This is a genomic window from Streptomyces sp. NPDC127114, assembly GCF_042677525.1.
Taxonomy (GTDB): domain Bacteria; phylum Actinomycetota; class Actinomycetes; order Streptomycetales; family Streptomycetaceae; genus Streptomyces.
Map to the genome: position 1 here is coordinate 1 of NZ_JBHXTJ010000069.1, position 25865 is coordinate 25865.

Consider the following 25865-nt stretch of genomic DNA (forward strand, 5'->3'; position numbering starts at 1 on the left):
TATAAAAACCCCCCAAACCCGGCGGCCTGCGACTGTTTTTAATACGCCCCGGGGGGGGGGGGGGGGGGGGGGGCCGCGGGGGCGTCCCTGCGACGGGACGCACCCGGGCGCCGCCGGAGCGGGCGCGCGGCCAGCCGTCGGGGGGTACGTGCGGTCGGGTGCGGTGCCGCCGGTGGTGGTCATGTCCGGACGGTACGCAGCCGCCCGGACGACGAACCGTTCCGGCTGAACGACCTTCCTACGAACGAGGGATCGCACCCTCGTCGGCGTCCTCGCTGTCCTCGGTGTCGTCGGCGTTCGCGTCCGTCGCCCCCTCGACCTCGGTGCCGGCCGGGGCCAGGAGGAAGACGTTGCGGTCGACGCGGTGCATGCCGCTGCCGAGTCCGAAGACGACGCCGCTGCTGAAGTCGAGGATGCGCTTGGCGACCTCGGTGTCCGCGCTCGTGAGGTCGAGGAGCACGGGGATCTGGGCGATGAGGTACTCGGCGACCTCGCGGGCGTCGGCGAAGACCTGGACCCGCAGCACGACCATGCGGCGCTGTTCGGCGGCCTCGTACCGGTCGGGGATGGTGGGGTGGTCGACCCTGGACGGCCATTCGTCCCGGCCGCGCAGGGGCACGACCTGTGCCAGGCCCTCCCACTGCTCGTCGGTGACGTCGTACCTCTCGTACCTACTCATGCGCCCATCCTCCCGTTCCTCACCCGTTCGGCCCAACACCGACACGAACCGTCTCGGCCCGGACGCTCCATGATGCTCGTCCGGGCCGAGGTGCCGAGGTCAGGGGGCAGGGGCGGAGGAAGGGGCGGGGACAGGGGCACGGGCAGGGCAGGGCACGACGGAGGCGGCCTCAGGGGCAGCTGATGCGGGTGTCGCCCGGGTCGGTGGTGCAGGTGTCCGTGCCGCTGCCGCCGTTGGCGGTGTCGTTGCCGGACACGCCGTCGGTGGTGGTGAGGCGGTCGTTGCCGTAGTAGCCGGTCAGGGTGTCGTTGCCCTGGTCGCCGTACAGGGTGTCGTCGCCGAAGCCGCCGTCGATGTTGTCGTTGCCGAAGCCGCCGTGCACCGTGTCGTGGCCGTTGTTCGCGCGGATGGTGTCGTTGCCGCCGAGGCCGCAGATGACGTCGTTGGCGGAGCCGCCGGTCAGGGTGTCCGTGCCGCTCGTGCCGATGATCGTGCAGCCGCGCGCGTTGTTGACCGAGGTGGTGGCGGTGGCGGTGTTGTCGGAGGGCGTCGGGTCCTGCGGGCTGCCGCTCGCGGTGGCCGTGTCGGTGAGGGTGCCGGTGGCGCGGGGTTCGGCGGTCACCGTGACCGTGGCGCTCGCGCCGACGGCGAGCGAGCCGAGGGCGCAGGTGGCGCCGGTGGCGGTGGTGGTGCAGGAGCCCTGGGTCGTGGTGGCGGAGATCAGGGTCGCGGCGGCGCCGGAGAGGGTGTCGGTGAGGGTGACGCCGGTCGCGGTGGCGTTGGAGCTCGTGGAGTTGGTGACGGTCACCGTGTACGTGGCGCGGTCGCCGATGCGCACGGTGGTGCTGCCGCTCTTGCTCACCGTCAGGTCGGCCCGCGGCGCGGGCGGCGGAGGCGTGGTGCCGCCGCCCTGGTAGCGGGCGAGGGCGAAGGCGAAGCCGGCGCCGTAGCCGGCGGCGACGATCTTTCCGTCCGGCTGGACGAGCACCCCGCGCGCCTCGTCGTAGTCGCCGAATCCGGTGACGACGAAGCCGTCGCCGCCGAAACCGGTGTCCGGTGTGCCGTTCGGCGTGAAGCGGGCGACGCCGAAGTCGTTGGCCTCGGCGCTGCCGGGGTCGTCGGCGATTCCGGCGACGACGATCTTGCCGTCGGTCTGGAGCGCCATGGCGTTGGCCGCCCCGCCGTCGCCGGGGAAGGCGACCGAGGTGCGGCCGGCGGTGCCGAAGCCCGCGTCCGGGGTGCCGTCGGCGTTGTAGCGGAGCAGGGCGACGCCGGAGCCGCCGGAGCCGGCGGCGACGATCTTGTCGTCCGGCTGGATGGCCACGGCGTTGCCGAACTCGGTGCCGCCGAAGTCGGCGGTGACCATGCCGTCGCCGCTGAAGGTGCTGTCGAGGGTGCCGTCGGTGTTGTAGCGGGCCAGGCCGATGTCGAAGGCGGTGTTGCCCACGTAGCCGATGGAGACGGCCTTGCCGTCGGGCTGGAGGGCGAGGCGGCGGGCGATGCCGCCGGCGTCCTGGGGTGAGGAGGGCGTGAAGCCGGCGACCACGGCGCCGTCACCGCCGAGGCTGTCGTCGAGACTGCCGTCGGTGCCGTTCAGCCGGACCAGCGCGAAGCCGCCGCCACCGCCCTTGCCGGCGGCGACGATCCGCCCGTCGGGCAGCAGTGCCACGTCGGCGCCGTCGGCGGACCCGCCGAACTCCATGACCCGGACGAGTCCGGCGTTGCCGAATCCGGTGTCCAGGCTGCCGTTGGCGTTGTAGCGGGCCACGGAGAAGAAGCAGCACCCGCCGACCTCGTCGAGGAACTCGGTGGTGCCGACGACGACGATCTTGCCGTCGGGCTGGACGGCGACACCGTTGGCCGAGTGGCTGCCGCCGCCGAAGTCGCTGGTGGCGATGCCGTCGCCGTCGAAGGTGGCGTCGAGGCCGCCGGCCTCGTCGTAGCGGGCGAGCGTGAAGCCCGCCTCGCTGGTGCCGACCACGAGCAGTTTGCCGTCGGGCTGGCGGGTGATGTCGTGGCCTTCCGCGTATCCGGTCACGGGTGTCGTCACCCGTCCGTCGGGCCCGAACGCCGGGTCCAGGTCCCCGGGCGCGGCCAGCGCGGTGCCGGGCAGGGCGAGGGCGGCCACCAGTCCGAGCGCGACCAGGGCGGCGGCCCTCCGGACCGGTCCGCGGCGCCGCCGCGCCGGCCTGAGGTGTGCGTGGGGGGTCATGCGGGGCGGAACCTCCGTCTTCGCGGCGTACGGGAACGGGAAGAGCACCCACACTGTCCGGTTCCGCCCGCCCCGGCCCCAGGGGCCGTGCCGCGCTGCGTCCCACTGGCCCCGCCGGATCCACCCGGCAGAGGGAGCGCGCGAATCCCCCCGCATGCGCCGCCCGTTCACATGGCCGCCGGGTGTGCGAGGTACGCGCGGCCGCGCCGCCCGTTCACGCGGCCGCCGGGTGCGCGAGGTACGCGCGGCCGCCGGGTGCGCGGGCCGCTTCCCCGTTCGCCTCCCTGGTTGTCGGTGCGAGGACCTAAGGTCGTTCCCGGGTGCCCGTGGCGGGCGGCCGTGGATCGACCGCAGGGGGAAGTCGTGCAGGCGAAGGAGACACTGTTCGCCGATCTCGTCCAGGGCAGGGCCCAGCAGTTCCAGGTGCCCCTCTACCAGCGGACGTACGCGTGGACGGAGAAGCAGCTGCGGCAGCTGTGGGACGACGTCCTGGAGCAGGCCGAGCTGCTGGAGTCGGGTGACACCGCGAGCACGCACTTCCTGGGATCCGTCGTGCTCGCGCCGTCCCCGCAGAACGAACCGACGTTCCCCCGCTGGCTCGTCGTGGACGGTCAGCAGCGGCTGACCACGCTGTCGCTGGCCCTCGCCGCGATCCGTGACCACCTCGCGGACACCGAGCCGGACGAAGCCGAGCGCATCGACGAGGACTACCTGATCAACAAGCGCAAGAACGGCAACGACCACTTCCGGCTGCTGCCCACGCAGGCGGACCGGGCGTCGTTCGCCGGGCACGTACGCGGTCCCCGCGCGGAGCAGTCCGCGGGCGGCAGCGTCGCCGCGGCCTACGGTTTCTTCCGCCGCAAGCTCGTGGAGGCGGCCGATCCGGCCGCCCCGCAGAGCGTATTCCGCATCGAACAGGCCATCACCTCACGGCTCACGCTGGTGGCGGTGATCGCCGAGCGCGGCGACAACGTGCACCGGATCTTCGAGTCCCTCAACAACACCGGCCTCAAGCTCAGCCAGGCCGACCTGCTGCGCAACTACCTGTTCATGCGGCTGCCCACCCGCGGTGAGCACGTGTACGAGAGCTACTGGCTTCCGCTGCAGAAGAGCCTGACCAACGACGAGCTCGAACAGCTCATGTGGCTGCAACTGGTGCTCGACGGGGACGACCGGGTGCGCCGCCAGGACCTCTACGCCGCACAGCAGCAGCGCTTCGAACGCGGGACGGCGAGCGGCCGGGCGAGCGAGGAGGCGATCGAGGCGTACATCAGGGAGCTGCACCACCGGGCTCCGCTCTTCCGCAGGCTGCTGCACCCGGAGGAGGAGCAGGACCCTGCGGTCCGCGCCCGGCTGCGGCGCCTCGACGCGTGGCAGGCGCAGGCCACGTACCCGGCGCTGATGCTGCTGCTCGACCGGCGCGAGCGCGGGGAGCTGGACTCGGCGGACACCGAACGCGCGATGTCGTACGTCGAGAGTTTCCTGGTGCGCCGGATGCTCTGTCGGGTGCCGACGAACAACCTCGGCAGGATCTTCCAGGCCGTGCCCGGGCAGCTCCCGCTCGGCGTGCCCGTCGCCGACGGGCTGCACCGGCTCCTCTCCTCCGACAACCGCTTCTGGCCCGACGACGACGAGCTGCGCGGAAGGATCAGGGACGCGCCCTTCTACCAGTTCGGGCGCTGGCACCAGCGGAAAATGGTGCTGCAGCGGCTGGAGGAGAGTTACGGGCATCCCGAGCCGCTGGACTTCGCCGCCGCGCAGCTCACCATCGAGCACGTCATGCCGCAGTCGCCCGGTGACGAGTGGATCCGCGCGCTGGGCGAGGAGACCGCCGCCGGGGAGAGCGCGGAGGACCTTCACTCCCGTTTGCAGCACACGCTCGGCAACCTGACGCTCACGGCTGTCAACGCGGAACTCTCCAACCATCCCTTCGAGCGCAAGCAGGACCTGCTCAAAGGCAGCCACCTGGAGATGAACCGCCGGATCGCCGCCACCGAACGCTGGGGCGCGAAGGAGATCCTGGCCCGCGCCGACGAGCTCGCCGACCGCGCGGTCGCCCTGTGGCCGGCCCCGCTGCGGGGGGTGGGGCGGGCGGAGCGCGGCCGGGACTGGGTGCTCGCCCATCAGCTGCTCGCGGCGCTCCCGCACGGCACGTGGACCGCGTACGGCGACCTGGCCGCGTCCATCGGCTCCGGCGCCCAGGCCGTCGGCACCCATCTGGCCAACACACCGGGCGTGGCCAACGCGTACCGGGTGCTGACGTCCGAAGGCCGGATCTCCGACGGCTTCCGCTGGGGTCCGCAGGACGCGGGCGGCGACGTCCGGGCCCGGTTGGCCGCCGACGGCGTCCGCTTCACGGTCAACGGGGCGGCCGACCCGGCGCAGCGCCTCACCGCCGACGACCTCGCGCTGCTGCTCTCCGGGGCCGACGCGGACCAGGAGGAGGAGAGGAAGGAGCAGGAGCAGGAGGGCGGTGGCGGCGAGGAGACGCGCGCCGACCGGTTCCTCCGTCAGCTCGCGACGGACGACTCTTCCGGGACGGTGGCGGCGGTGCGCGAGGTCCTCGCCCGCTGGGAGGAGCTCGGCGGCTGGGTCGGCCACGGCACGGGACGGGTCACCACCAGTGCCTTCCTCATGCTCGGAGAGGCGGGTCCGCCGGGGCGCGGGATCTGGCCGCTGGTGTTCTACCCGGGCGGCGGGCGCGGCGGCACGGCCGAGGTGGTGTTCCAGCACCTGGCCGCCCGCGAGCCGTTCACCGACCGTGCGCTGCGCCTCGAACTCCTCGGCCGGCTCAACGCCTTGGAGGGCGTCGACATCCCGGAGGGCAAGCTGGAGCTGCGCCCGGGCTTCCGGCTGTCCACGCTGGAGAAGGAACGCGACCGGGAGCTGCTCGTGGAGACGCTGTCCTGGTTCCGGGACCGCTGGGAGAGCCGGGGTACGGCCTGAGCCCCTCGCGACCGCGCGGGTCACCGGCCCCTGACGCCGGCGACCCGCGCTCGTGCGGAGGTTCCCCGGTCAGACGCCGAGGCGGCGGGTGAGGGGGCGGCGGAGCAGGAGGAGGGTGGCGCCGGTCGCCAGGGCCGCGGCGGCGAGGCCGAGGAAGAAGCCGGGGCCGGGGACGCTGTCGCCGGACGCCTTCAGGGCGTTGGCGCCGATGCCGCCGCCGAGGGCGCCGGAGAGCCAGAACAGGCCGACCATCTGGCTGACGAAGGTGGCGGGGGCGATCGCCGTGGAGGCGCTCATGCCGACCGGGCCGAAGGAGACCTCGCCGGCGGCCAGCAGCAGGAAGGCGAGGAGCAGCCAGAGCGGCGACACCTGGGTGCCGCCCGCGGCCAGGGTGGCGGCGGAGGCCATCACCAGGTAGGCGGTGGCCGTGGCGCCCATGCCGACGGCGTACTTGGCGGCGGTCGAGAGCCGGTCGCCCGCGCGGGTCCACAGCCAGGCGAACACCGGGGCGAGGATCAGCACGAACAGCGGGATCGCGGACTGGAACCAGCTGGCGGGCAGGGTGCGGCCGAAGATCTCGCGGTCGGTGGAGTGCTTGGCGAACAGCGAGAAGGCGGAACCGGCCTGGAGGAACAGCGCCCAGAAGACCGCCGAGACCAGGAACAGCCAGATGTACGTGCGGACCCGGACCCGTTCCACGGCCGTGAGGAGCGGGTTGCGCAGCAGCCGCCAGAAGCAGATCACCGGCGAGGTCACGGCCAGCAGGCCGACGAGGATCATGATGTGGGGCATGCGGAAGGTGCCGAGGGCGATGTCGGTGCCGTACGCGAGGACGACCACGGTGAGGGCGGCGAGCGCGACGCGCAGCACGCGGCTGCGTTCGGCGGGCGTCGCGGCGCGCTCCGGCGCGCGGCCGACCTCGCCGAAGTGCCGGATGCCGCGGGCGTACTGGAGCAGTCCGGCGCCCATGCCGAGGGCGGCGACACCGAAGCCGAGGTGCCAGTTCACGCCCTCGCCGAGGGCACCTACGACGAGCGGCGAGATCAGGGCGCTGACCTGGACGCTCATGTAGAAGACGGCGAAGCCGGCGTCGCGTCCGGCGCGGTCCTCGCGGTCGTAGAACGCGGCGAGCAGCCCGGCCATGTTGGGCTTGAGCAGTCCGGTGCCGCCGGCGATGAGGACCAGGCCGGGGTAGACGGAACCGGTGACCGGCACGGCCATCGAGAGGTGGCCGAGGGCGATCAGGACGCCGCCGTACAGGACGGCGCGCTGGGTGCCGAGGATGCGGTCGCCGATCCAGCCGCCCGGCAGCGAGGACAGGAAGACGGCCGCCATGTACGCGCCGAACAGGATTCCGGCGTCGCCCGCGGCGAGGCCGAGTCCGCCGCGCGCCGTGTCCTCCGTCGCGTAGAGCACGAGGACCGCGGTCATGCCGTAGAAGCTGAAGCGCTCCCAGACGTCGGTGAGGAAGAGCGTGGTGAACCAGCGCGGCCGGCCGAGCGGTCCGGTGCGCCGGACGGCGTCGCCCGGCTGCGGAGCGGTGCCGTTCTGCCGGAACCGCGCGTCGGCGGCGGGCGGTCTGATCGGGGCGGCCATGGATTCCTCCCTGCGGACGTGCGGCTGGGCTGCCGTCGGACGGTCGTCCGGAGAATCTGACGGCGCCGGTTCGGGCACGGCTCGAGAATCGCTCGGGAGGGCCGTGACCGCGGGAGGAATGCGCGCGGCGCCCGGCCGGGGGATGTACCGGGCGCCGCGGGTCGAGGGAACGGGCCGAAGCGCAGGAGTCGTACGGCGGCGGGGGCCGGGCCGCACCCCTGGCCCCGTGAGCCGTTCTGCCCCGGAGGGCCGGGACGCCCCGGGAGCCGCTGCGCTCGCTCCCGGAACCGTTCCGGGCCTCGTTCCGGGCCATCGCTCCGGGCATCCGCTCCGGAGGCCGTTTCCCTCTCGTCTGAAGGAAACCCGGCCGTCCTCGGAGCTCGCTCGGGTCCGGCTCGTCAGAAGTACGCCGGCGAGCGGTCGTCCGCCCTGCCGCGGAACGCCCACCACTGCATCGCCTGGAAGGCGAGCAGGACGGGCAGCACGAGGAGCACCACCGGGCCGACGACGGCGAGCGTCGACGGGTCGGCGGCGGCCTCGGCCACCGACAGGTTCTCGTGCGCGCCGACGCCGCTGACCAGGGCCTGCGGGTGGTGGGTCGCGCCGAGCAGCGGTACGGGTGCCAGGGCGGCGAAGCCGCTGAGGAGCGGCGCCCGGCGGCGGCCGCGGGCCGCGAGGCGCGGGGCGAGCAGCAGGGCCGCGACGGCGGCGAGGAGGAGCAGGGCCGCGGGCAGGGGGTTGAGCAGGCCGTCGCGCGCGTTCCCGTCGGCGACGGCGGCCGCCGCGGTGAGGACGGCGAGGCCCGCCGCCACGGGCGCGAGCCGGCCGGCGGCGCGCGAGGCGCGCGCGGCGAGCGCGCCCTCGGTGCGGACCGCGAGGAACACCGTGGCGTGCAGCGCGAAGACGGCGACCGCGGTCAGCGCCGACAGGACCGGTACGGGACGCAGGAGCAGGCCCGGGTCGATGTCGAGGTGGCCGCCGCGCAGCGGCAGCGTGCCCAGCAGGGCGCCGCCGAGCGCGCCCCAGGTCAGCGCGAGGAGCAGACAGGTCAGCAGGACGAGGCCGTCCCAGAAGCCGCGCCAGCGGGCGCCGGGCACCCGGCGGCGGAACTGCGTCGCCGCCTCCCGTACCAGCAGCGCCGCGACGGCGAGCACGACGAGCGGGTACATCCCGCTGATGACGCTGGACTCCAGGCCGGGGAAGCCGCCCAGGACGATGCCGCCGGCGGCGATCAGCCAGACCTCGTTGCCGAGGAAGAACGGGCCGGTGGCGGCGGCGACGGTGCGCCGCTCGGTGTCGTCACGGGCCAGCACGCGGCCGACGAGCCCGGTGCCGAGGGTGATGCCGTCGAGGGCGAGGTAACCGGCCAGGAACAGTCCCAGCAGCGCGTACCAGAGGGTGTGCCACACGATGAACTCCAGTGCGGTCGGCGCGGTTCAGCCGCGATCGGGCGCGGTCGGGCGCGGTCGGGCGCGGTCAGAAGGTGCGGATGGTCGGCGAGGAGGGCGACGTGGAGGCCGGGGTCGAGGCGTTCGACGGCGCGGAGGGCGAGGCGGTGGCCGGGGACGGGAGTCCCGCGGCGCCGCCCGTGCCTTCGGGGTCGTCCTCGGGCGGCCGGCCGAGCTGCGTCGCGTCCGGGCCGCGCCGCGCGAAGCGGAGCAGCAGCGCCCAGTCGACGAGCACCAGGAGCGCCACCAGGCCGCCGAAGACGAGCAGCGAGGTCAGGACGGTGCCGGAGGTCAGGCCCGGGGTGATCGCGTCCTCGGTCTTCAGCACGCCGTAGACCGCCCAGGGCTGGCGGCCCACCTCGCGGAAGACCCAGCCGGAGACGTTGGAGAGGTACGGCAGGACGAGTGCCGCGGTGAGCAGCCACAGCAGCACCCGGCGGCGGATCAGGTTGCGCCTGATCATGAACAGGACGGCGAGGACCGTGAGGGCGCCCATGAACAGCGCCGGGATGACCATGAACACCTCGGCGGTGCGGCTGAGTCCCGGGGGCAGGTAGTCGTCGGGTCCGAAGCGCTCGGTGAACTCGCGGATCACGGCCGCGGTCTCGGGTGAGCGCTCGCCGTACTTCGTCGGCGTCTGTTCCACGGAGAAGCCGATCTGCACGCCGCCCAGCGCGGCCGTCAGCGCGACGAAGACCGGCGCGAGCGGCAGGGCCAGCTTCATCGAGGACCAGAAGAACTCCTCGTGGCCGGTGCGCCTGCGCAGGTGCCAGGCGCTGACGGCGACGACGAAGAAGGAGCCGGTGACCATCGAGCCGGCCATGATGTGCGCGGCCGCCGAGAGGGCGTTGGTGTTGGTGAGCAGGGCCGTGAAGTCGGTGAGCCGGACCTGGCCGTCGACGATCTCGTAGCCCACCGGGTGGTTGAGGAAGCCGTTGGCGGTGAGGACGAAGTAGACCGAGGACCAGGCGGTGAGCGCGACCAGCCACAGGATCACGGTGTGCGTCGCCCGGCCCATCCGGTCCCAGCCGAAGATCCACAGTCCGAGCAGGGTGGATTCGGCGAAGAACGCGACGAGGGTCTCGATGGCGAGCGGGGCTCCGAAGACGTTGCCGGTGTAGTGGGTGAGTCCGCTCCACACCAGCCCGAACTGGAACTCCATCACGATGCCCGTGCCGATGCCGAGGGCGTAGTTGACGAGGTAGAGCTGGCCCCAGAAGCGGGTCTGCCGGCGGTGTTCCTCCTTGCCGGTGACAGCCCAGCGGGTCTGCATGATCACGAGGTAGGTGACGAGGCCCAGGGTGAGGGCGACGAAGACGTAGTGTGCGATGGCCGTGATCGCGAACTGAAGGCGTGCGAGTACCAGCACGTCGTCCACGGGAATGCCTCTCGGGTTCGGGGTACGGCGAAGGGAGGCCGGGCCGGCCGGCCTCCCTCGGTGCGGTTCCGTGTTTCCGGTGGGTCCGGTCAGTCGGATCGGCGGGTCAGTCGGGGCGGTTGCCGTTCTTGCCGCCGACCGTGTACGGGGTGGTGACGTTCTCGTACGCGACGTGCATGACCATGCCGAGCTGGGCGTGGGTGAAGTTGTGGCAGTGGTCCATCCAGATGCCCGGGTTGTCGGCCTTGAAGGCGACCTCCCACTCCTCGCCGGGGCGGACGAGGACGGTGTCCTGCCAGATCGCGCTGCCGCTCAGCGGCTTGCCGTTGTAGCTCAGGACCTGCACGTGGTGGCCGTGCAGGTGCATCGGGTGGTCCTCCTGTCCGCGGTTGAGGAAGCGGACGCGGATCAGTTCGCCCTCCTTGACCATGAGCATCGGGGCGTCCGGGAAGACCCGGCCGTTGATGGTCTGGCGGAGCGCGAAGGTGCCGTTGTAGAAGCCGAGCCACTCGTCGAGGACGAGGTCGAAGCTGCGGTCGTACGTGCTGCGGACGCCGAACGGCTGGGGCGACGGCTTGCCGTACGTCGTCTTGTCGAACTCCGGCCCGTCGAACCGCGGTTCCACGGTGCCCTTGCCGTCGGCGGAGAAGGCGATGCCCGCGTCCGGGGAGTCCTCGGAGGCCAGCCGGACCGGCTTGTCCGGCATGGTGAACTCGACGTCGAGGCGTCCGGCGCCGGCGATCACCAGGCGGCGGCCGGTCAGTTCGCCGGGCTGGTTGATGTCCATGCCGTCGATGGAGGTGACGGTGTACGGGGCGCCGGTGAGGGTGAACGTCCGGGTCAGGACGTCGCTGTTGATCAGGCGGAGCCGCACCTTCTGGCCGGGGCGCGCGGTGCGGCGGTCCAGGGTGTCGGAGCTGCCGAGGGCGGTCACGGTGCCCTGCGAGGTGTCCCAGGTGTGGGCCTGGACGGTGACGTCCTGGTCGACCGGCCGGGTCTGCTCCGCCGGGTCGATGACCATCGGGCCGAACAGGCCGCGCTGCACCTGCTCGGAGGACGACTGGTGCGAGTGGTACCAGAAGGTGCCGCGCTCCTTCACGCGGAAGCGGTAGGTGTACGTGCCTCCGGGCTGGACGGCGTCCTGGGTGACGCCGGCGACGCCGTCCTCTCCGTTGGGGACGTCGAGGCCGTGCCAGTGGGTGCTGACGGGCGTGTCCTTGAGCTTGTTGACCAGGGTGATCTCGACGAGCTCGCCCTGCTTCATGCGCAGTTCGGGGCCGGGGATCTGACCGTTGAAGCTCCAGGCGTCGACGGTACGGCCCGAGGCGAGCCTGACCTTCGCCTCCTGGGCGGTGAGGGTGAACCGGCGGTCCGGTGTGCCGGACTTGGGGCCCTTGAGCGCGTCCACGCTGACGGCGGCGGCCTTGGCGCCGGCGGAGTGGCCGGCGGCGTGGCCGTTGCCGTGGACGCCGAGGGCGTTGGTGGGGGTGCCGGCGGAGCCGCCGTGGTGTCCGTCGTGGCCGTCGGCGGCGAAGGTGGTGCCGCCGCCGTAGTCCATCGTGCCCTTCATCATGGAGAAGGTGTCGGGGAAGCGGCTGCGCTGGGACTCGAGGGTGAGCAGGGTGCCGATGACACCGAGGACCACGACGGTGGTGCCGAGCCGCACCGCGACCCGGCGGCCGCGCGTGCGGTGCGGGGCCGTCGTACGGCCGTCGATCCGCTCCGCCCGGCGGCGGGCCCGGAGGATCAGCCAGCTCGCGCCGGCCACCAGGATCAGCCCGTAGACCGGGTAGTTGAGCGCTGCCGGGCGGTCCGGCGGCAGGAACTTCTCGAAGAAACCGCCGAGCGCGCCGAAGGCCGCGAGCTGCGGCGGGACGGTGATCCGCGGCGCGGCGAGGGCCTTGGGCTCCTCGGGTCCGCTGCGGCGGGCCGCCGACCACACCTTCGGGAGGCTGAGCACGAGGGTGGCGAGCACTCCGGGCAGGAGCAGCAGCAGGGTGGTGACGGCGCGCCGGTCACCGACCAGCTCCCAGTTGATGCCGGCCATCTGGGAGAAGGTCAGCAGCCGGCCGGCGGCGAGCAGTAAGCCGAGCAGGGTGAAGCCGACGGCGATCCGGGCGCCGCGGCGCAGCCGACGGGTGTCCGGGCGGGTGGCGAGCCGCCGGACGGTGAGCGCGGCCAGCAGCCAGACCGGGAAGAGCACCAGGGAGACGATGAAGTCGAAAATGGAGATCGCGAGATACATTCCTTGCTCCGATCAGTGGAACGTGCCCGGGGGCGCTCACGGCCCTCGGGCAGGTCCCTCGACGGGTGGGGTGGTGGGTCAGGCCCGGTCGACGGTCAGGGCGCTGGCTCCGCCGAGCACCTCGATGTCGTAGCGGTCCTCGGAGGTGTCGTAGGCCGGTCCGGCGAACGTGGCCCCGCCGCCCGCGGCGCCGAGGTGCTGGGTGTCGAAGGTCAGCTGGGAGACGCCGCCCCTGACGGCGATCCGGGCGGCGACGTCCTGGGGACGGCGCAGGCTGACGTTGCTGACGCCGCCGGCGACGCGGATGCTCACGGTGCCGCGCGGCCGGGGCAGCGAGATGGAGACGTGGCTGGCGCCGCTGCCGAGGTCGAGCCGGGTCAGGACCAGGCCGGAGAGGTCGGCGGTGAGCCGCCCGGTGCCGCCGTCGACCTCGATCGCCCAGGCCACGGTCGGGTGGAGGGTGAGGCTGCCGCTGTGGCGGCGGACGGAGAACGGGTGCAGCCGCCGCGGGTAGCGGACGGTGACGACGCCCGCCGTGGTGTCGATCTCCGGTACGAGACCGGAGAAGGTGCCCTGGTAGAGGTGCTCGCTGTCCTTGGGGCCGGCGGCCAGCGTCAGTTCGGACGCGCCGCCGACGAACTTGAGCAGTCCGGTGGTGACCGCGCCGAGCGCGCCGTCGAAGGTCTTCTCCTGGGTGGTCATCGTCGGTTCCTTCCGTTCGTGCTGGTGGTGCCGCAGGTGGTACGGATCAGGCGTGCGGGGCGCGGTCGAGGAGCTGTGCGAGGACCTCTTCGAGGCGGGCCTGCGGCTCGTCGGCCGCGCCGGCCGAGCGCCAGGCCACGAAGCCGTCGGGGCGGACGAGCACCGCGCCGTCGGCGTCCACGCCGTAACGGGAGGCCCAGTCGCCCGCCGGGTCGGTGACGAACTCGCCGCCGATCCGGTACACGTCGAGGTCGATGCCGAGGCGCTGGGCGGCCGGTCCCGCGGCGTGCTCCCAGCCGGTGCCCTCGGGGCCGGTGAGGAGCACGGGCGCCTCGCCGAACAGGTCGAGGGCGGACAGTTCCTTGCCGCGGCAGCGCACGGTGACGTGCGGGGCGCGGGTGCCGGGCCGGCCGAGCACGCGCGGGTCGAGCGCGGGCGGCAGCCCGGTCCCGTCCTCGGTGCCGTCGCCGTCGGCGCCCTCGGGGAGCAGCGCGCCGCTCGGGTAGAGCTGGCCGAGGATGGCCGCGGCGTAGCTGGGCCGGCCGTCGGAGCCCTCGTCGTGCGAGCGCTCCTGGAGCTCGGCGAGGGCGTAGTCGATGGTGAAGCGGGCGACGGGGCGGCGCTCCGCCTCGTACGAGTCGAGGAGTCCGGGTCCCGCCGTGCGGTGCAGCACGGAGGCGAGCTTCCAGGCGAGGTTGTCCGCGTCCTGGATGCCGGTCGCGGCGCCGAAGGCGCCGGTGGGCGGCATGGTGTGGGCGGCGTCGCCGACCAGGAGGACCCGGCCCTGGCGGTAGCGCTCGGCGAGCCCGGCGGAGATCTCGAAGCCGAGGATCTTCTGGCCGGTCTTCTCGACCTGGACCTCCAGGCCTTCGACGGCGAGGTCCGGAATGCCGATCGCGGCGCGGATCGCCTCGACGCAGCGGGCCTCGTCGAAGTCCTCGAGGCGCTCGCCGCGCTCGGGGTGGTAGGGCGTGTAGAAGACCCAGCGGGAGCCGTCGAGCGGCATGAGCAGGGTGCCGGTGTCGGGCCGGTCGAAGTAGCCGAGGCCGAGGTCACGGCCGCGCAGGGGTTCGGTGAGGTCGGCCTTGAAGACCACGCTGACGGTGTGGATCAGGGTGCCGGGGCCCTCGACGGCGATGCCGGCGGCCTCGCGCACGGCGCTGCGGACGCCGTCGGCGCCGATCAGGTACTGCGTCCGTACGGTCGTCTCGGCGCCGGTGGCGGTGTCGCGGAGGGTCGCGGTGACGCCGTCCTCGTCCTGCTCGAAGCCGACGAGTTCGGTGGACCAGCGCAGTTCGGCGCCGAGTTCGGCGGCGCGGCGGGCGACGAGGCGCTCGAGCCGGTCCTGGTCGATGGAGCACCAGGTGCAGGGCGTGACCTCGGAGGTGAGCTCGGGCGCCTCGTCCTGCATGGGGGCGGAGAAGATCTCCGGGCCGGCCAGGGTCTCGGCGCGGACCATCAGCTTCTCGCTGAGCTCGGAGGTGAGCGAGCGGTCGGCGAAGATCTCCTCCTCCAGGCCGGCGGCCCGGAAGACCTCGACGGTGCGCGGGTTGATGACGCGGGCCCGCGGGTGGCCCAGGGCGCCGGGGTGGCGCTCGACGAGCAGGGGGCGGATGCCGCGGCGGGCCAGGAACAGCGCGGTCGACAGGCCGACCACGGCGCCGCCGACGATCAGGACGGGCGTCTGCTCGGTGGGAGCGGGTGTCATGGGTACCTCTCCGTTCGGGACGGTCGGTCGGGGCGGGGTGGTGCGGGGCGGGCGGACGGGCGGTGCCGGACGGGCGGGGCGGTGCGGGACGGGGCCGGCGTCGTCCCGCCGGGTCGGGCCCTGCCGGCGGGGACGGGGCGGGCGGCCGGGCGGTGTGGGCGGTGCCGGCGGCCGGGCGGGCCGGAGGCCCGGTGGGCGATGGGCCCGTTGGGGCTGCAGGCCCGGTCCGTCCGGACGGCCGCCGAGGGGTCGCGGCCGTCCGGTCGGAGGTGGTTGCTCAGGCGGTGCGCGGTTCGGCGACGCCCGGGCCGGTGGGCTCGGTGCCGGGTTCCGCGGTCTCCTCCCAGGCCTCGTCGTGGTGCCTGGCCTGCTTGGGCAGGAGCAGGACCAGGAGCAGGACCAGGGCGGTCAGGCCGATCTGGGCGTAGATGGTGCGCTGCAGGGCGGTGGAGAAGACCTCCCGGCGGGCGTCCTGGGCGGCCGCGCCGATGGCGGCGCCGGCCTGCGGGTCGGTGACCTGGGTCAGCGGGGCGCAGCTGGCGGGCTCGACCGTCGGGTCCTTGGCCTTGGTGCGCTCGGTGAAGCAGGTCTGGAAGGCGTCGGTGAGCTGTCGCTGCTGGTCCTCGGACACCTGGGTCTGGACCAGCGCGGTGCGGAGCTGTCCGCCGGCGTCCTTGGCGGCGGTGTCGGCGGATCCGCCGAGGAAGCCGAGGAAGATCGCGCCGATGACCGCGATGCCGAGGGCGCCGCCGACCTGCTGGAAGGCGTTGACGACACCGGATCCGGAGCCGGCGTGCTCCGGCGGGACGTCGGTGAGGATGAAGTCCAGGATCGGCGCGATGATCATGCCCATCCCGAGGCCGCCGACGAGCAGCGCCGGAAGCAGCGACCAGGAGCCGATCTCCTCGCCGCGCAGCTGGATGGTGAGGGAGATCCCGGCCAGGCCGGTGGCGAGCAGGACCGCGCCGATGACCATGACCTTGCGGCCGAGCTTGGCGGTGAGGACGGTGGCGGAGAAGGCCGCGCCGAAGCTGACGCCGAAGGACCAGGGCACTCCGGTGAGGCCGGCCCGCAGGGCGGAGAAGCCGAGACCGTTCTGCAGGAAGAGGATGAAGATCAGGAAGTGGCCGATGGTGACCGCGAAGAACACCGTGTTGGCGATGATGCCGGCGGTGAAGGAGCGGCTGCGGAACATGGAGGGCACGATCAGGCCGGGGCGGCCCTTGTCGCCGAGGCGCCGCTGGTAGGACCAGAAGACGGCGAGCACCGGGACCGAGGCGATCATGGCGACGAAGGACCAGAGCGGCCAGCCGAGCTCACGGCCCTGGACGAGCGGGACGAGCAGCAGCAGGAGTCCGGCGGTGAGCAGCAGGGTGCCCACCACGTCCAGCTTGATCGACTCGGGCGACTTGGACTCGCGGATGACGGCGGAGGCCGCGAGGAAGAGCAGGATGCCGACCGGGAGGTTGATCAGGAAGACCATGCGCCAGCCCTGGTCGAACAGGTCGGCGTCGATGAGGAGGGCGCCGATGATCGGGCCGCCGACGGTGGCGAGGCCGGCGACGCCGCCGAAGGCGCCGAGGGCGGCTCCGCGCTCCTTGGGCGGGAAGGCCGCGGTGATGATGGACAGCACCTGCGGCACCATGAGCGCGGCCATGGCGCCCTGGAGCACGCGGGCGCCGACCAGCATCCCCGGGCTGCCGGCGAAGCCGCACAGCGCGGAGGCGACGGTGAAGCCCGCGACGCCGGTGAGGAAGAGCTTCTTGCGGCCGTACATGTCGCCGAGGCGGCCGCCGAGGATCAGCAGGACGGCGAAGGACAACAGGTAGCCGGCGACGACCCACTGGACGGTGGCGTATCCGGTGCCGAGGTCGGTCTGGATCGACGGGATGGCGACGTTGACGATCGTGGAGTCGAGCAGGTCCATGAAGGCGGCGAAGAGCACCACGATCAGGGCGATCTTCCGCTTCGGGTCCCCCTCGACGACCGCGGCCGTCGGAGACGGGTTCGACATGGTGCACCTCTCTTTGATCTAGACTGGCCAGACAATCAGCAACTCGGATGCTTACTAGGCAGGAGTCTTTCTGACTCGTTATCTTAGTTGCTGAGATAACGATGAGGCAAGGTAACTGGAAGGACGGGGCGTATGTCAAGCGCGGAACGTGCGGATCATGCGGATCGGGCACAGCTGGCAGCGGCCGTGGACCAGGAGCTGCGCACCCTGGTGAGCCGCTCGGTGCTCTTCCACCAGGCGGTCGCCGACCGGCTGGGGCTGAGCGTGCTTGACCTGAACTGTCTGGGAGCGCTGGTGGCCCGCGGCCCGATGGCGGCCGGGCAGCTGGCCGAGGAGAACGGCGTGACCACCGGAGCCATCACCGGCGTCATCGACCGCCTGGAGGCGGCCGGCCACGTCCGTCGCGACCGGGATCCCAAGGACCGTCGGCGCGTCCTCGTCACGCCGATGCCCAACCTGGAGGCGAAGGTCTTCCCACTGTTCGAATCGCTCGGCAGTTCGCTGGCCGAGCTGTGCGAGCGGTTCACCGAGAGCGAGCTGGAAACGGTGCTTGACTTCGTCCGGTCCGCCGCGCCGATCACGCACGACGAGGCGGTGAAGCTCCGGGCCGGCAAGAGTGCCGCCAAGGGCTCCAAGCGGGCTGCCGCGGCCAAGTAGGGCCCCGGAACGGGCGGTTGCGGGCTGGTGCGTAACGAGCGTACGCACCAGCCGCCGCCACGTCACCCGGGTATTCGGCCGACTACCAGACGCAGCGGAGTGCCGCTCGGCACCACCCCGGCGAACTCGAAGCCGGCCCGCTCGAACATCGCGCCGTACTCCTCGGCCGTACGCTCCCAGCCGCCCATGACCAGCAGCATGTGAAGGTCCATCAGGGCGTCCCAGGGCGTCTCCGGCGGATCGGCCACCAGCTGTTCGAGCAGCACCACGCGGCCGCCCGGGCGGCCCGCCTTGAGGCAGTTGGTCAGCACCGTGTGGCAGGCGTCGTCGTCCCACATGTGCAGCACCTGGCGGATCACGTACACGTCCGCCTCGGGCACGCTCTGGAAGCAGTCGCCGGTCACCAGCTCCGTCCGCCCGCCCAGCGGGCCGCCCTCGCGCAGCTCGGGCAGCGCCGCGGAGATCGCGTGCGGCCGGTCGAACAGCACGCCCTTGACGTGCGGATTGCCTTCGAGCAGCGACTTCAGCAGGCTGCCGTGGCCGCCGCCGACATCGCACAGGGTGTCCACGCCGGCCAGGTCGAGGGCCGCGACCACGCCCGGGTTCATGGCGCGGGACTGCGCCGCGTACCCGTTGAGGCACATCTCGCCGGCCGCGTTGTCGTCCTCGTGGAAGTACGTGAACAGGTCCTTGCCGTACGTCTCCTGGAAGGCGCAGCGGCCGGAGCGGACGCTCTCGGCGAGCTTGCCCCACATCTCCCAGCCCCAGTGCGAGCCGGTGAGCATGATGTCCGTGACCGAGCCCGGCGCGTCCGAGCGCATCGCCCGGGACATCTCGGTGTGGGCGTAACGGCCGGGCGCGGCCTGCCGGAAGATGCGGAAGCCCACCAGGGCCCGCATCAGTCGGGTCAGCGCGGGCACGTCCGCGCCGACCGCGGCGGCGATCTCCTCGACCGAGGCCGGCTCGTCGCCGACCGCGTCCGCGAGCCGCAGCTGGGCCGCGGCCTGCACCACGGCGCTGGCCCACATGCCCCAGCCGAGCTCGGCCACGGCCTGGGCGGGCGGCGGGCCGATCACGGGCGCGCCCTCGCAGGCGTCCACCCGGTCCACTTCCGGATCAGCTGACATCCTCAACCACCTTATTCAGCAAGGACCTTGTCAGGCCCGGACGGATTCGATCAGTGCGATGGGGGCCCGCTCGTGGCCCACCAGCGGCAGTCGGCGGCAGTGCTCGAAGCCCGCGGCCGCGAGCAGCCCGCGGTACTCCTCCTCGGTGCGGGCCCGGCCGCCGGTGAGCACCATGAACTCCACGTCGTTGGCGTGGACGTGGGAGGAGTGCTCGGTGTACTCCCAGTCGAGCAGCACCAGCCGGCTGCCCTGGCCGGCGGCCTTGGCGCAGTTCTCCAGCAGCTGCGAGGCCGCCTCGTCGTCGAGGTCGCACAGCACGTTCTTGAGCAGGTAGAGACTGCCGCCGGCGGGGACCTCGTGCCGGAAGTCACCGGCCACGAGCTCCACGCGGTCCGCCAGGCCGTCCTTCTCGAAGGTCTCCCGCGCGAAGCCGACCGCCCACGGCAGGTCGAGCAGCACGCCGTGCGCGCCCGGGACCTCCCGGAGCAGCCGGGCGAGCACCGTGCCGGGGCTGCCGCCGACGTCCACGATCTCCCGCTCCCCCGCCAGGGAACAGCTGGCGACCAGCGCCTCGGCCGCCTCGACGGAGAGGGAGGCGCAGGTCTCGGCGTAGCTGCGGGCCTCGTCGGGGTTGGCCGCGTAGTACTCCCAGTGGTCCATGCCCCACACCGTGCGGGTGGCCGGGCAGCCGGTGCGGACCACGTCGGCGACCAGCTCCCAGGGGCGGGTCATGCCGGGCGCGTTGACCGCGATGCTGAAGCCGCGCAGATTGGGCACGTCGGAGCGCAGCAGGTGGCCGGCCGGGGTGAGCTCCCAGCGGCGGGCCTCTTCGGAGCCGTCGGCCGGCGCGACCAGCCGGTGCAGCTCGCACACCCGCAGGAAGCGCTCCAGGCTGGGCCGGTGCGCGCGGATCGCCTCCGCGATCTCGTCGGTGGTGCGCCGCCCGTCGCCGAGGGCGTCGGCGATCCGCAGCTCGGCCATGCCGCGGGCCACCAGACCGGCGGACCACTGGAAGGGCCTGAGCTCCTGGAGCGCGCCCAGCGGGCTGAAGGCGGTGTCCTGGGCCGGGGCCATCAGTGCCCGCCGTCGACGTAGAGCACGTTGCCGGTGATGTTGCCGTTGGCCGGGGAGGCGAGGAACAGGGTGGCGTTGACGACGTCCTCGACGGTGGAGAAGTGCAGGAAGGGCATGGCCTTGTTGAGCGCGGCCCGGGCCCCTTCGGCGTCGAGGCCGGCGACCCGGCCGCGTACCTCCTCGGGCAGCTTCTCCAGGAGGCCCTCCGTCACCACCGGCCCCGGCGCGACGACGTTGGAGAGGATGCCGTGCTCGAAGAGCTCGGTGCCGAGCGTGCGGCTCAGGCCGTGCAGGGCCGACTTGCTCGCCGCGTAACCCTCCGCGCCCTTCAGTCCGCGCTGCACGATCGCCGCCGACATGAACACGATCCGGCCGCCGCCGCGCGGCTTCATCGCCGGAAGCGTCGCCTGTACGGTGTGGAACGCGCCCTCGACCTCCGCCCGCAGCGGCGGCAGCCACTGCTCGGCCGGGATCTCCTCGAAGGCGGGCGCGTGCGGGCTGGGTCCGCCGGAGGCCGAGGCGTTGACCACCAGGACGTCGATGCCGCCCCACTCCTCGGTGACCTCCGCGACCGCGCGGCGCACGGAAGCCGGGTCCGTCAGGTCGAGGTGCACGGGCAGCGCCTGGCCGCCGCCGTCCGCTATCTCGGCGGCCACCGCCTTGGCGTTCTCCACCCGGCTGAGATAGGTGAGCGCGACCTTGGCGCCCTCGTCGGCGAAGGCGCGGGCGAGCGGGCGGCCGATGCCGCCGCTGCCGCCGGTGATCAGTACGACCTTGTCCTTCAGGCCGAGTTCCATGGCAACTCCCGTCCTTTCCGGCGCTGGGCCGGTGTCGACACGTCAGGGCCCGCGCCGCGCACACGCGGGCACCGCACCCCAGCTTGGAGATCGCGACTGGAGTGTCACTTGAGCGATTCGCCGCGAGCGCCGGTCCATCGGGATTCCAGTTCGGATTGAGGTGGCGTCCGGATAGTTCACCGGGCGTGCTCACCACGTCCGGACTGTTCACCGGGCGTGCACACCAGACCGGGCGCGGCCACGACACCACCGGAAAGGAACCGGCGCATGACCAAGACCCGTGAAGAGCAGGGATCCCTGGACCTGAACGGCATCATCCAGCTCGGCATGGCGTTCGGCAGCGCGAAGATCCTGCTCACCGCGAACGAGCTCGACCTGTTCACCGTGCTGAGCGACAGCGGGCCGGCCACCGAGGAGGAGATCCGGACCAAGCTCGGCCTCCACGAGCGCGGTGCCCGGGAGTTCCTCAACGCCCTGGTCAAGCTGGGCCTGCTGTCGCGCGAGAACGGCCGCTACGGCAACACCCAGGCGGCCGACACCCACCTGGTCAAGGGCCGGCGGACGTACGTCGGGCGCTTCCTCAGCCGCTCCAACAGCGTGCTGTACGGCGCCTGGGGCGGTTTCACCGAGTCGCTGAAGACCGGTGAGTCCCAGATCGAGGGCCACGGCGACGACAACATGTTCAAGCACCTGTACCGCTCCGAGGAGCAGATGCGGGACTTCGTCGCCATGATGGACGCGCTCAACTGGGCCGTCGGCCCGGAGCTCGCCAAGGCCTTCGACTGGAGCAAGGTCAAGACCGTCACGGACGTCGGCGGTGCCCGGGGCAACCTGGCCGCCACGCTGATCGAGGCCCACCCGCACCTCAAGGCCACGGTGTTCGACCTGCCTGCCGTCGAGCCGGCGTACGAGGACCACATCGGCGGCCTCGGCCTGAAGGACAAGATCGCCTTCCACGGCGGCGACTTCTTCGCCGACCCGGTTCCGACGGCGGACGTCGTCATCATCGGCCACGTGCTGGAGGACTGGTCGCCGGAGCGCCGCAAGCAGCTCATCAAGTCGGCGTTCGACGCCCTGAAGCCGGGCGGGTCGCTGCTGGTCTACGACCCCATGCTCGACGACGAGCTCAGCCCGCTGAACAACCTGCTGACCAGCCTCACCATGCTGGTCGTCACGCACGGCGGCTCCGAGTACCGGGTCGACGACTGCCGTTCCTGGATGACCGAGGCGGGCTTCGCGGAGACCTCCGCCCAGCTGCTCGACACCAACGACATCCTCGTGGTCGGCGTCAAGAAGTAACCCCACGCGTGACGGGCGGCACCTCCGGGTCTTCGCGACGGAGGGGCTGCCCGCGCGCTTGTCCGCACCATCTCGCTCGCTCCCCCGCACATGAAGGGATTCCGATGTCGATCGACGAGGCACCGCCGGCCTTCCCCTTCCCGGCGCCGGACACGTTCGAGCCGCCGGAGGAGTTCCGCCGGCTGCGCGAGCGGGCTCCGGTGGCCCGGGTGACGCTTCCCACCGGCGACCGGGCCTGGCTCCTGACCCGTTACGCGGACGTGCGCGCCGCCCTGGTCGACCCGCGGCTCAGCCGGGCCGCCGCCGAGGCGCCGGAGGCGCCCCGGATGGGCAACACCACGCCCGGACCGAAGACCATCCTGGGCATGGACGCCCCGGACCACTCGCGGCTGCGCCGCCTGGTGATGCAGGCGTTCACCGCCCGCCGGGTCGAGGCGCTGCGCCCGCGGATCGAGGAGCTCGCCGAGGAGCAGATCCGTCTGGTCCTGGTCGCTCCCCGCCCGGTCGACCTCATGTCGTGCTACGCGCTCAGCCTGCCCATCAAGGTGATCTTCGAGCTGCTCGGCGTGCCGTACGACCACGTGGACCGGCTGCACGCCTGGAGCGAGGTCATCTTCAGCCTCGGCGGCCACAGCGTCGAGGAGGTGAAGGAGGCCCGCGGCTCGATCATCGGCTACCTCCGCGAGCTGATCGAACAGCGCCGCGAGGAACCCGCCGACGACCTGCTGAGCGTGCTCGTGCACGCCCGCGACGAGGGACAGCAGCTGTCCGAGGAGGAGCTGCTCGACTTCGCGATGATCATCATGACGGTCGGGCACCAGTCGACCGCGAACTCGCTCGGCACCGCCCTGTTCACGCTGCTGCACCACCCCGACCAGCTGGAGCTGCTGCGCAAGAAGCCCGAGCTGATCCCCGGAGCGGTCGAGGAGCTGCTGCGGTTCAACCCGTTCGTCTTCACCGGGACGCAGCTGCGGGTCGCCACCGAGGACCTGACCATCGGTGACACCGCGATCAGGAAGGGCGAGGCCGTGATCGCCTCGCTGGGCTCCGCCAACCACGACGAGGACGTCTTCGCCGACGCGGACCGCTTCGACGTCGAGCGCGCCCCGAACGTCCACCTGTCGTTCGGCTACGGCATCCACCACTGCCTGGGCGCCCAGCTCGCCCGCCTGGAGATGCAGATCGCGCTGCGCACGCTCATCGAGCGGGTGCCGGACACGCTGCGGCTCGCGGTGCCGTCCGACTGGCTGACCTGGAAGACCGGGCTCACCGCCCGCGCGCTCGTCAACCTGCCGGTGACCTGGTGAGCCGGGGGGCGGCGATGAGCGAGCAGTGGCAGATCTCGGTCCACAAGTCCTGCCGCCGCAGCGGAATCTGCGCCGCGGCGGCGCCCCGCTACTTCTCCGTGGGCGAGGACCACCGCACCCGGCCCGCCGCCGGGCCGGTCGCCCCCGACCCGGAGCTGATCGACGTCGCGGAGGCCTGCCCGGCCGAGGCGATCACCCTGACCGACCTGGCGACCGGCCGGCCGGTCGAGGCCGCCCCGGAGGCGGCCGCGGAACGCGCGACGAGAGAGGCACGACCATGACACCCCAGCGCAGCACCCGCCGTTCCCTGCTCAGACGGGCCGGCTTCCTCGGCTCGGCGCTCGCCGTGGGCTCCGCGGCCCCGGCCGTGGCGCACGACGAGGGCCGCGGGCACCGCCGCAAGGACCGGCGGCCTTCACCGGTCGGCAGCTGGTCGGTGACCGTCACCATCGAGGGCGTGCCCGACGTCGAGCACGCGCACTACTCGTTCGGCTCCGACGGACAGCTGATCCTGCAGACCCACCGGCACACCCACACCGGCATCGGCACCTGGGAGTGGACCGACGACGGCTTCGTGTACGTGACCCGGGGCCTGCGGCCGAACGCCGACGGCGGGCTGCTGAGCGAGCTGCGGATCCGGCACACGGCCCGGTTCGGCGCCGACGGCTCCTTCACCTCGACCGGCACGGGCCAGGCCCTGGACGCCGGCGGGAACGTCCTGATGGAAGTCCAGTCCACGGCGGTCGGCACCCGGTTCGGTGTCGACGGCTGACCGGCCGCGGCCGGGACAGAGCAAAGGAGAGTGCTGGCATGTGTGGGATCGCCGGCTGGGTGGACTTCGCACGTGATCTGCGTCAGGAGGCCGCCGTCGTCCGGGAGATGACGACGACCATGACCCTGCGCGGCCCCGACGCCGGCGACGTGTGGATCGCTCCGCACGCCGCACTGGGCCACCGCAGGCTCGCCATCATCGACCTGGAGGGCGGACGGCAGCCCATGGTCGCCGAGGAGGGCGGCCGGGTCCAGGCGGCCCTGACGTACGCGGGCGAGGTGTACAACTTCCGCGAGCTGCGGGAGGAACTCGTCCTCAAGGGCCATCGCTTCACCACCCGCAGCGACACCGAGGTGGTGCTGCGGTCCTACCTGGAGTGGGGCGAGTCCTTCGTCGACCGGCTCAACGGCATGTTCGCCTTCGCGATCTGGGACGCGCGCACCGAGGAGCTGCTCCTGGTGCGCGACCGCGTGGGCATCAAGCCGCTCTACTACCAACTTCTGCCGGGCGGCGGGGTGTTGTTCGGCTCCGAGCCGAAGGCGATCCTCGCCCATCCGCAGGCGAGCCGCACGGTCGACGCCGACGGGCTGCGCGAGCTGTTCGGCGGGGTGAAGGCGCCGGGGGCGGGCGTGATCGCCGGCATGCCCGAGCTCGCCCCGGGGCACGTGCTGCGGGTCTCCCGCGACGGCCACCGGCTGCGCCGTTACTGGCAGCTGGAGGCGCACGAGCACACCGACGACCTGCCCACCACCATCCGTACGGTGCGCGAGCTGCTCGAGGACATCGTGACCCGGCAGATCGTCTCCGACGTGCCGCTGTGCACGATGCTGTCCGGCGGGCTCGACTCCTCGACGCTCACCGCCCTCGCCTCGCTCGCCAAGCAGCGCGACGGCAGCGGCAAGGTGCGGTCGTTCGACGTCGACTTCGTCGGCTACCTGGACAACTTCGAGCCGGACCTGACCCATCCCACCGCGGACTCCCCGTACGTGCGGCAGGTCGTCGACCACGTCGGCGCCGATCACCGGCACATCCTCCTCGGCAACGCGGAGATGATCGACGCGCCGACCCGCCGCGCCGTGGTCCAGGCGCTCGACTGGCCGGTGCTCATCGCCGGCCCCGGCTCGATGGACATCTCGCTGTACCTGCTGTTCCGGGCGATCCGCGGCCACTCCACGGTGGCGCTGACCGGCGAGTCGGCGGACGAGCTGTTCGGCGGCTACCCGTGGTTCCACCACCCCGAGTACGGGCAGCCCGGCACCCTGCCGTGGAGCCTCGCCCACAACCTCGGCATGCCGGCCCTGTTCGGCCCGGTCACCACCCGGGTCGACGTCCGCGGCTACCAGGCGGAGCAGTACCGCCAGGCGGCCGCCGCGGTGCCGCGGATGCCCGGGGAGAGCGGCCGGTCCCTGCAGTTCCGGGAGTCGACGTACTTCTTCCTGACCCGTTTCATGCGCACCCTGCTCGACCGCAAGGACCGGCTCAGCATGGCCGTCGGTCTGGAGGTCCGGGTGCCGTTCTGCGACCACCGGCTGCAGGACTACGTCTTCAACGCGCCGTTCGCGTTCAAGACCTTCGACGGGCAGTGGAAGAGCCTGCTGCGGGCGGCGGCGAAGGACCTGCTGCCGGAGGCGGTGCTCAACCGTCCCAAGACGGGCTACCCGATCTCCAACGACACCGCCTACGACCGCTACGTCCAGGAGCGGTTCGCCAAACTGGTGGCCGCCGGCGACTCGGCCGTGCTGCCGCTGCTCAACCCGACGGTCGTCGAGGACGTGCGCCGCGACGCGACGGCCGCGGCGGGGCTGACCCGCATCGAGATCGACATGGCGCTGCACCTCGACGAGTGGATCTCGTCGTACGGCCTCGACCTGGCGGTCTGAGCACCACCCACACGGAAGCTCCCC

General features: G+C 72.5%; 19 protein-coding genes. 7 read left to right on the plus strand and 12 right to left on the minus strand.

Features of this window, described 5'->3' with window-relative positions; genetic code table 11:
* Window positions 1-238: 238 nt before the first annotated feature.
* Together ACFVGS_RS35920 and ACFVGS_RS35925 are read right to left on the minus strand one after the other, a co-directional pair.
* Window positions 239-679 (minus strand): cell division protein SepF, encoded by a 441-nt coding sequence (locus tag ACFVGS_RS35920; RefSeq protein WP_385696554.1) that lies wholly within the window; start codon window positions 677-679, stop codon window positions 239-241.
* Window positions 680-848: 169 nt separating this feature from the next.
* On the minus strand, window positions 849-2891 hold the full coding sequence (locus tag ACFVGS_RS35925; RefSeq protein ID WP_384420263.1) for a calcium-binding protein: 2043 nt from the start codon (window positions 2889-2891) through the stop codon (window positions 849-851).
* A gap of 363 nt (window positions 2892-3254) precedes the next feature.
* On the opposite strand from ACFVGS_RS35925, the gene ACFVGS_RS35930 reads away from it, so the two are divergent.
* Window positions 3255-5837: a DUF262 domain-containing protein gene (locus tag ACFVGS_RS35930; RefSeq protein WP_385696557.1), complete on the plus strand. Its 2583-nt coding sequence runs from the start codon at window positions 3255-3257 to the stop codon at window positions 5835-5837.
* A 69-nt stretch (window positions 5838-5906) separates the two neighbouring features.
* On the opposite strand, the gene ACFVGS_RS35935 is transcribed toward ACFVGS_RS35930, so the two are convergent.
* The 7 genes from ACFVGS_RS35935 to ACFVGS_RS35965 form a co-directional block, all read right to left on the minus strand.
* Window positions 5907-7433 carry a peptide MFS transporter gene (locus ACFVGS_RS35935; protein ID WP_385696560.1) on the minus strand — a complete coding sequence of 509 codons (1527 nt, stop codon included), beginning with the start codon at window positions 7431-7433 and terminating at the stop codon, window positions 5907-5909.
* A gap of 398 nt (window positions 7434-7831) precedes the next feature.
* A complete protein-coding gene (gene cydB, locus ACFVGS_RS35940; protein ID WP_385696563.1) occupies window positions 7832-8842 on the minus strand; it encodes a cytochrome d ubiquinol oxidase subunit II in 1011 nt (336 codons plus the stop codon).
* A 67-nt stretch (window positions 8843-8909) separates the two neighbouring features.
* The gene (locus tag ACFVGS_RS35945) at window positions 8910-10259 is read right to left on the minus strand and encodes a cytochrome ubiquinol oxidase subunit I (RefSeq protein ID WP_385696566.1); all 1350 of its coding nucleotides are present in this window, start codon (window positions 10257-10259) and stop codon (window positions 8910-8912) included.
* A 106-nt stretch (window positions 10260-10365) separates the two neighbouring features.
* The gene (locus tag ACFVGS_RS35950) at window positions 10366-12504 is read right to left on the minus strand and encodes a multicopper oxidase family protein (protein ID WP_385696569.1); all 2139 of its coding nucleotides are present in this window, start codon (window positions 12502-12504) and stop codon (window positions 10366-10368) included.
* Between the two features lie 78 nt (window positions 12505-12582).
* On the minus strand, window positions 12583-13206 hold the full coding sequence (locus ACFVGS_RS35955; protein WP_384422083.1) for a hypothetical protein: 624 nt from the start codon (window positions 13204-13206) through the stop codon (window positions 12583-12585).
* 46 nt (window positions 13207-13252) lie between these two features.
* Window positions 13253-14914, minus strand: coding sequence for an FAD-dependent monooxygenase (locus ACFVGS_RS35960; protein WP_385696572.1), 1662 nt, complete (start codon window positions 14912-14914; stop codon window positions 13253-13255).
* Window positions 14915-15191: 277 nt separating this feature from the next.
* Window positions 15192-16928 carry an MFS transporter gene (locus ACFVGS_RS35965; protein ID WP_385696575.1) on the minus strand — a complete coding sequence of 579 codons (1737 nt, stop codon included), beginning with the start codon at window positions 16926-16928 and terminating at the stop codon, window positions 15192-15194.
* Between the two features lie 132 nt (window positions 16929-17060).
* Here ACFVGS_RS35965 and ACFVGS_RS35970 point away from each other — a divergent pair, with 132 nt between their 5' ends.
* On the plus strand, window positions 17061-17585 hold the full coding sequence (locus ACFVGS_RS35970) for a MarR family winged helix-turn-helix transcriptional regulator (protein WP_384422089.1): 525 nt from the start codon (window positions 17061-17063) through the stop codon (window positions 17583-17585).
* A gap of 62 nt (window positions 17586-17647) precedes the next feature.
* On the opposite strand, the gene ACFVGS_RS35975 is transcribed toward ACFVGS_RS35970, so the two are convergent.
* The 3 genes from ACFVGS_RS35975 to ACFVGS_RS35985 are packed head-to-tail and all read right to left on the minus strand — an operon-like array spanning window position 17648 to window position 20583.
* The gene (locus ACFVGS_RS35975; protein ID WP_385696578.1) at window positions 17648-18712 is read right to left on the minus strand and encodes a methyltransferase; all 1065 of its coding nucleotides are present in this window, start codon (window positions 18710-18712) and stop codon (window positions 17648-17650) included.
* A gap of 30 nt (window positions 18713-18742) precedes the next feature.
* Window positions 18743-19786 carry a methyltransferase gene (locus tag ACFVGS_RS35980; protein ID WP_384422093.1) on the minus strand — a complete coding sequence of 348 codons (1044 nt, stop codon included), beginning with the start codon at window positions 19784-19786 and terminating at the stop codon, window positions 18743-18745.
* A complete protein-coding gene (locus ACFVGS_RS35985) occupies window positions 19786-20583 on the minus strand; it encodes an SDR family NAD(P)-dependent oxidoreductase (protein WP_384422095.1) in 798 nt (265 codons plus the stop codon). The genes ACFVGS_RS35980 and ACFVGS_RS35985 overlap by 1 nt, the downstream gene beginning before the upstream one ends.
* A 267-nt stretch (window positions 20584-20850) precedes the next feature.
* Between ACFVGS_RS35985 and ACFVGS_RS35990 the strand changes: the two genes are divergently transcribed.
* The 5 genes from ACFVGS_RS35990 (at window position 20851) to asnB (ending at window position 25841) form a co-directional block, all read left to right on the plus strand.
* On the plus strand, window positions 20851-21882 hold the full coding sequence (locus tag ACFVGS_RS35990; protein ID WP_384422097.1) for a methyltransferase: 1032 nt from the start codon (window positions 20851-20853) through the stop codon (window positions 21880-21882).
* Window positions 21883-21986: 104 nt separating this feature from the next.
* Window positions 21987-23189, plus strand: a complete 1203-nt coding sequence (locus tag ACFVGS_RS35995) for a cytochrome P450 (protein ID WP_384422098.1) — start codon at window positions 21987-21989, stop codon at window positions 23187-23189.
* A gap of 14 nt (window positions 23190-23203) precedes the next feature.
* A complete protein-coding gene (locus ACFVGS_RS36000) occupies window positions 23204-23470 on the plus strand; it encodes a ferredoxin (protein ID WP_384422100.1) in 267 nt (88 codons plus the stop codon).
* Entirely contained in the window at window positions 23467-23961 is a 495-nt protein-coding gene (locus ACFVGS_RS36005) for a hypothetical protein (protein WP_384422102.1), read from the plus strand. The genes ACFVGS_RS36000 and ACFVGS_RS36005 overlap by 4 nt, the downstream gene beginning before the upstream one ends.
* A gap of 38 nt (window positions 23962-23999) precedes the next feature.
* Window positions 24000-25841, plus strand: a complete 1842-nt coding sequence (gene asnB, locus ACFVGS_RS36010) for an asparagine synthase (glutamine-hydrolyzing) (RefSeq protein WP_384422104.1) — start codon at window positions 24000-24002, stop codon at window positions 25839-25841.
* Window positions 25842-25865 lie beyond the last annotated feature (24 nt).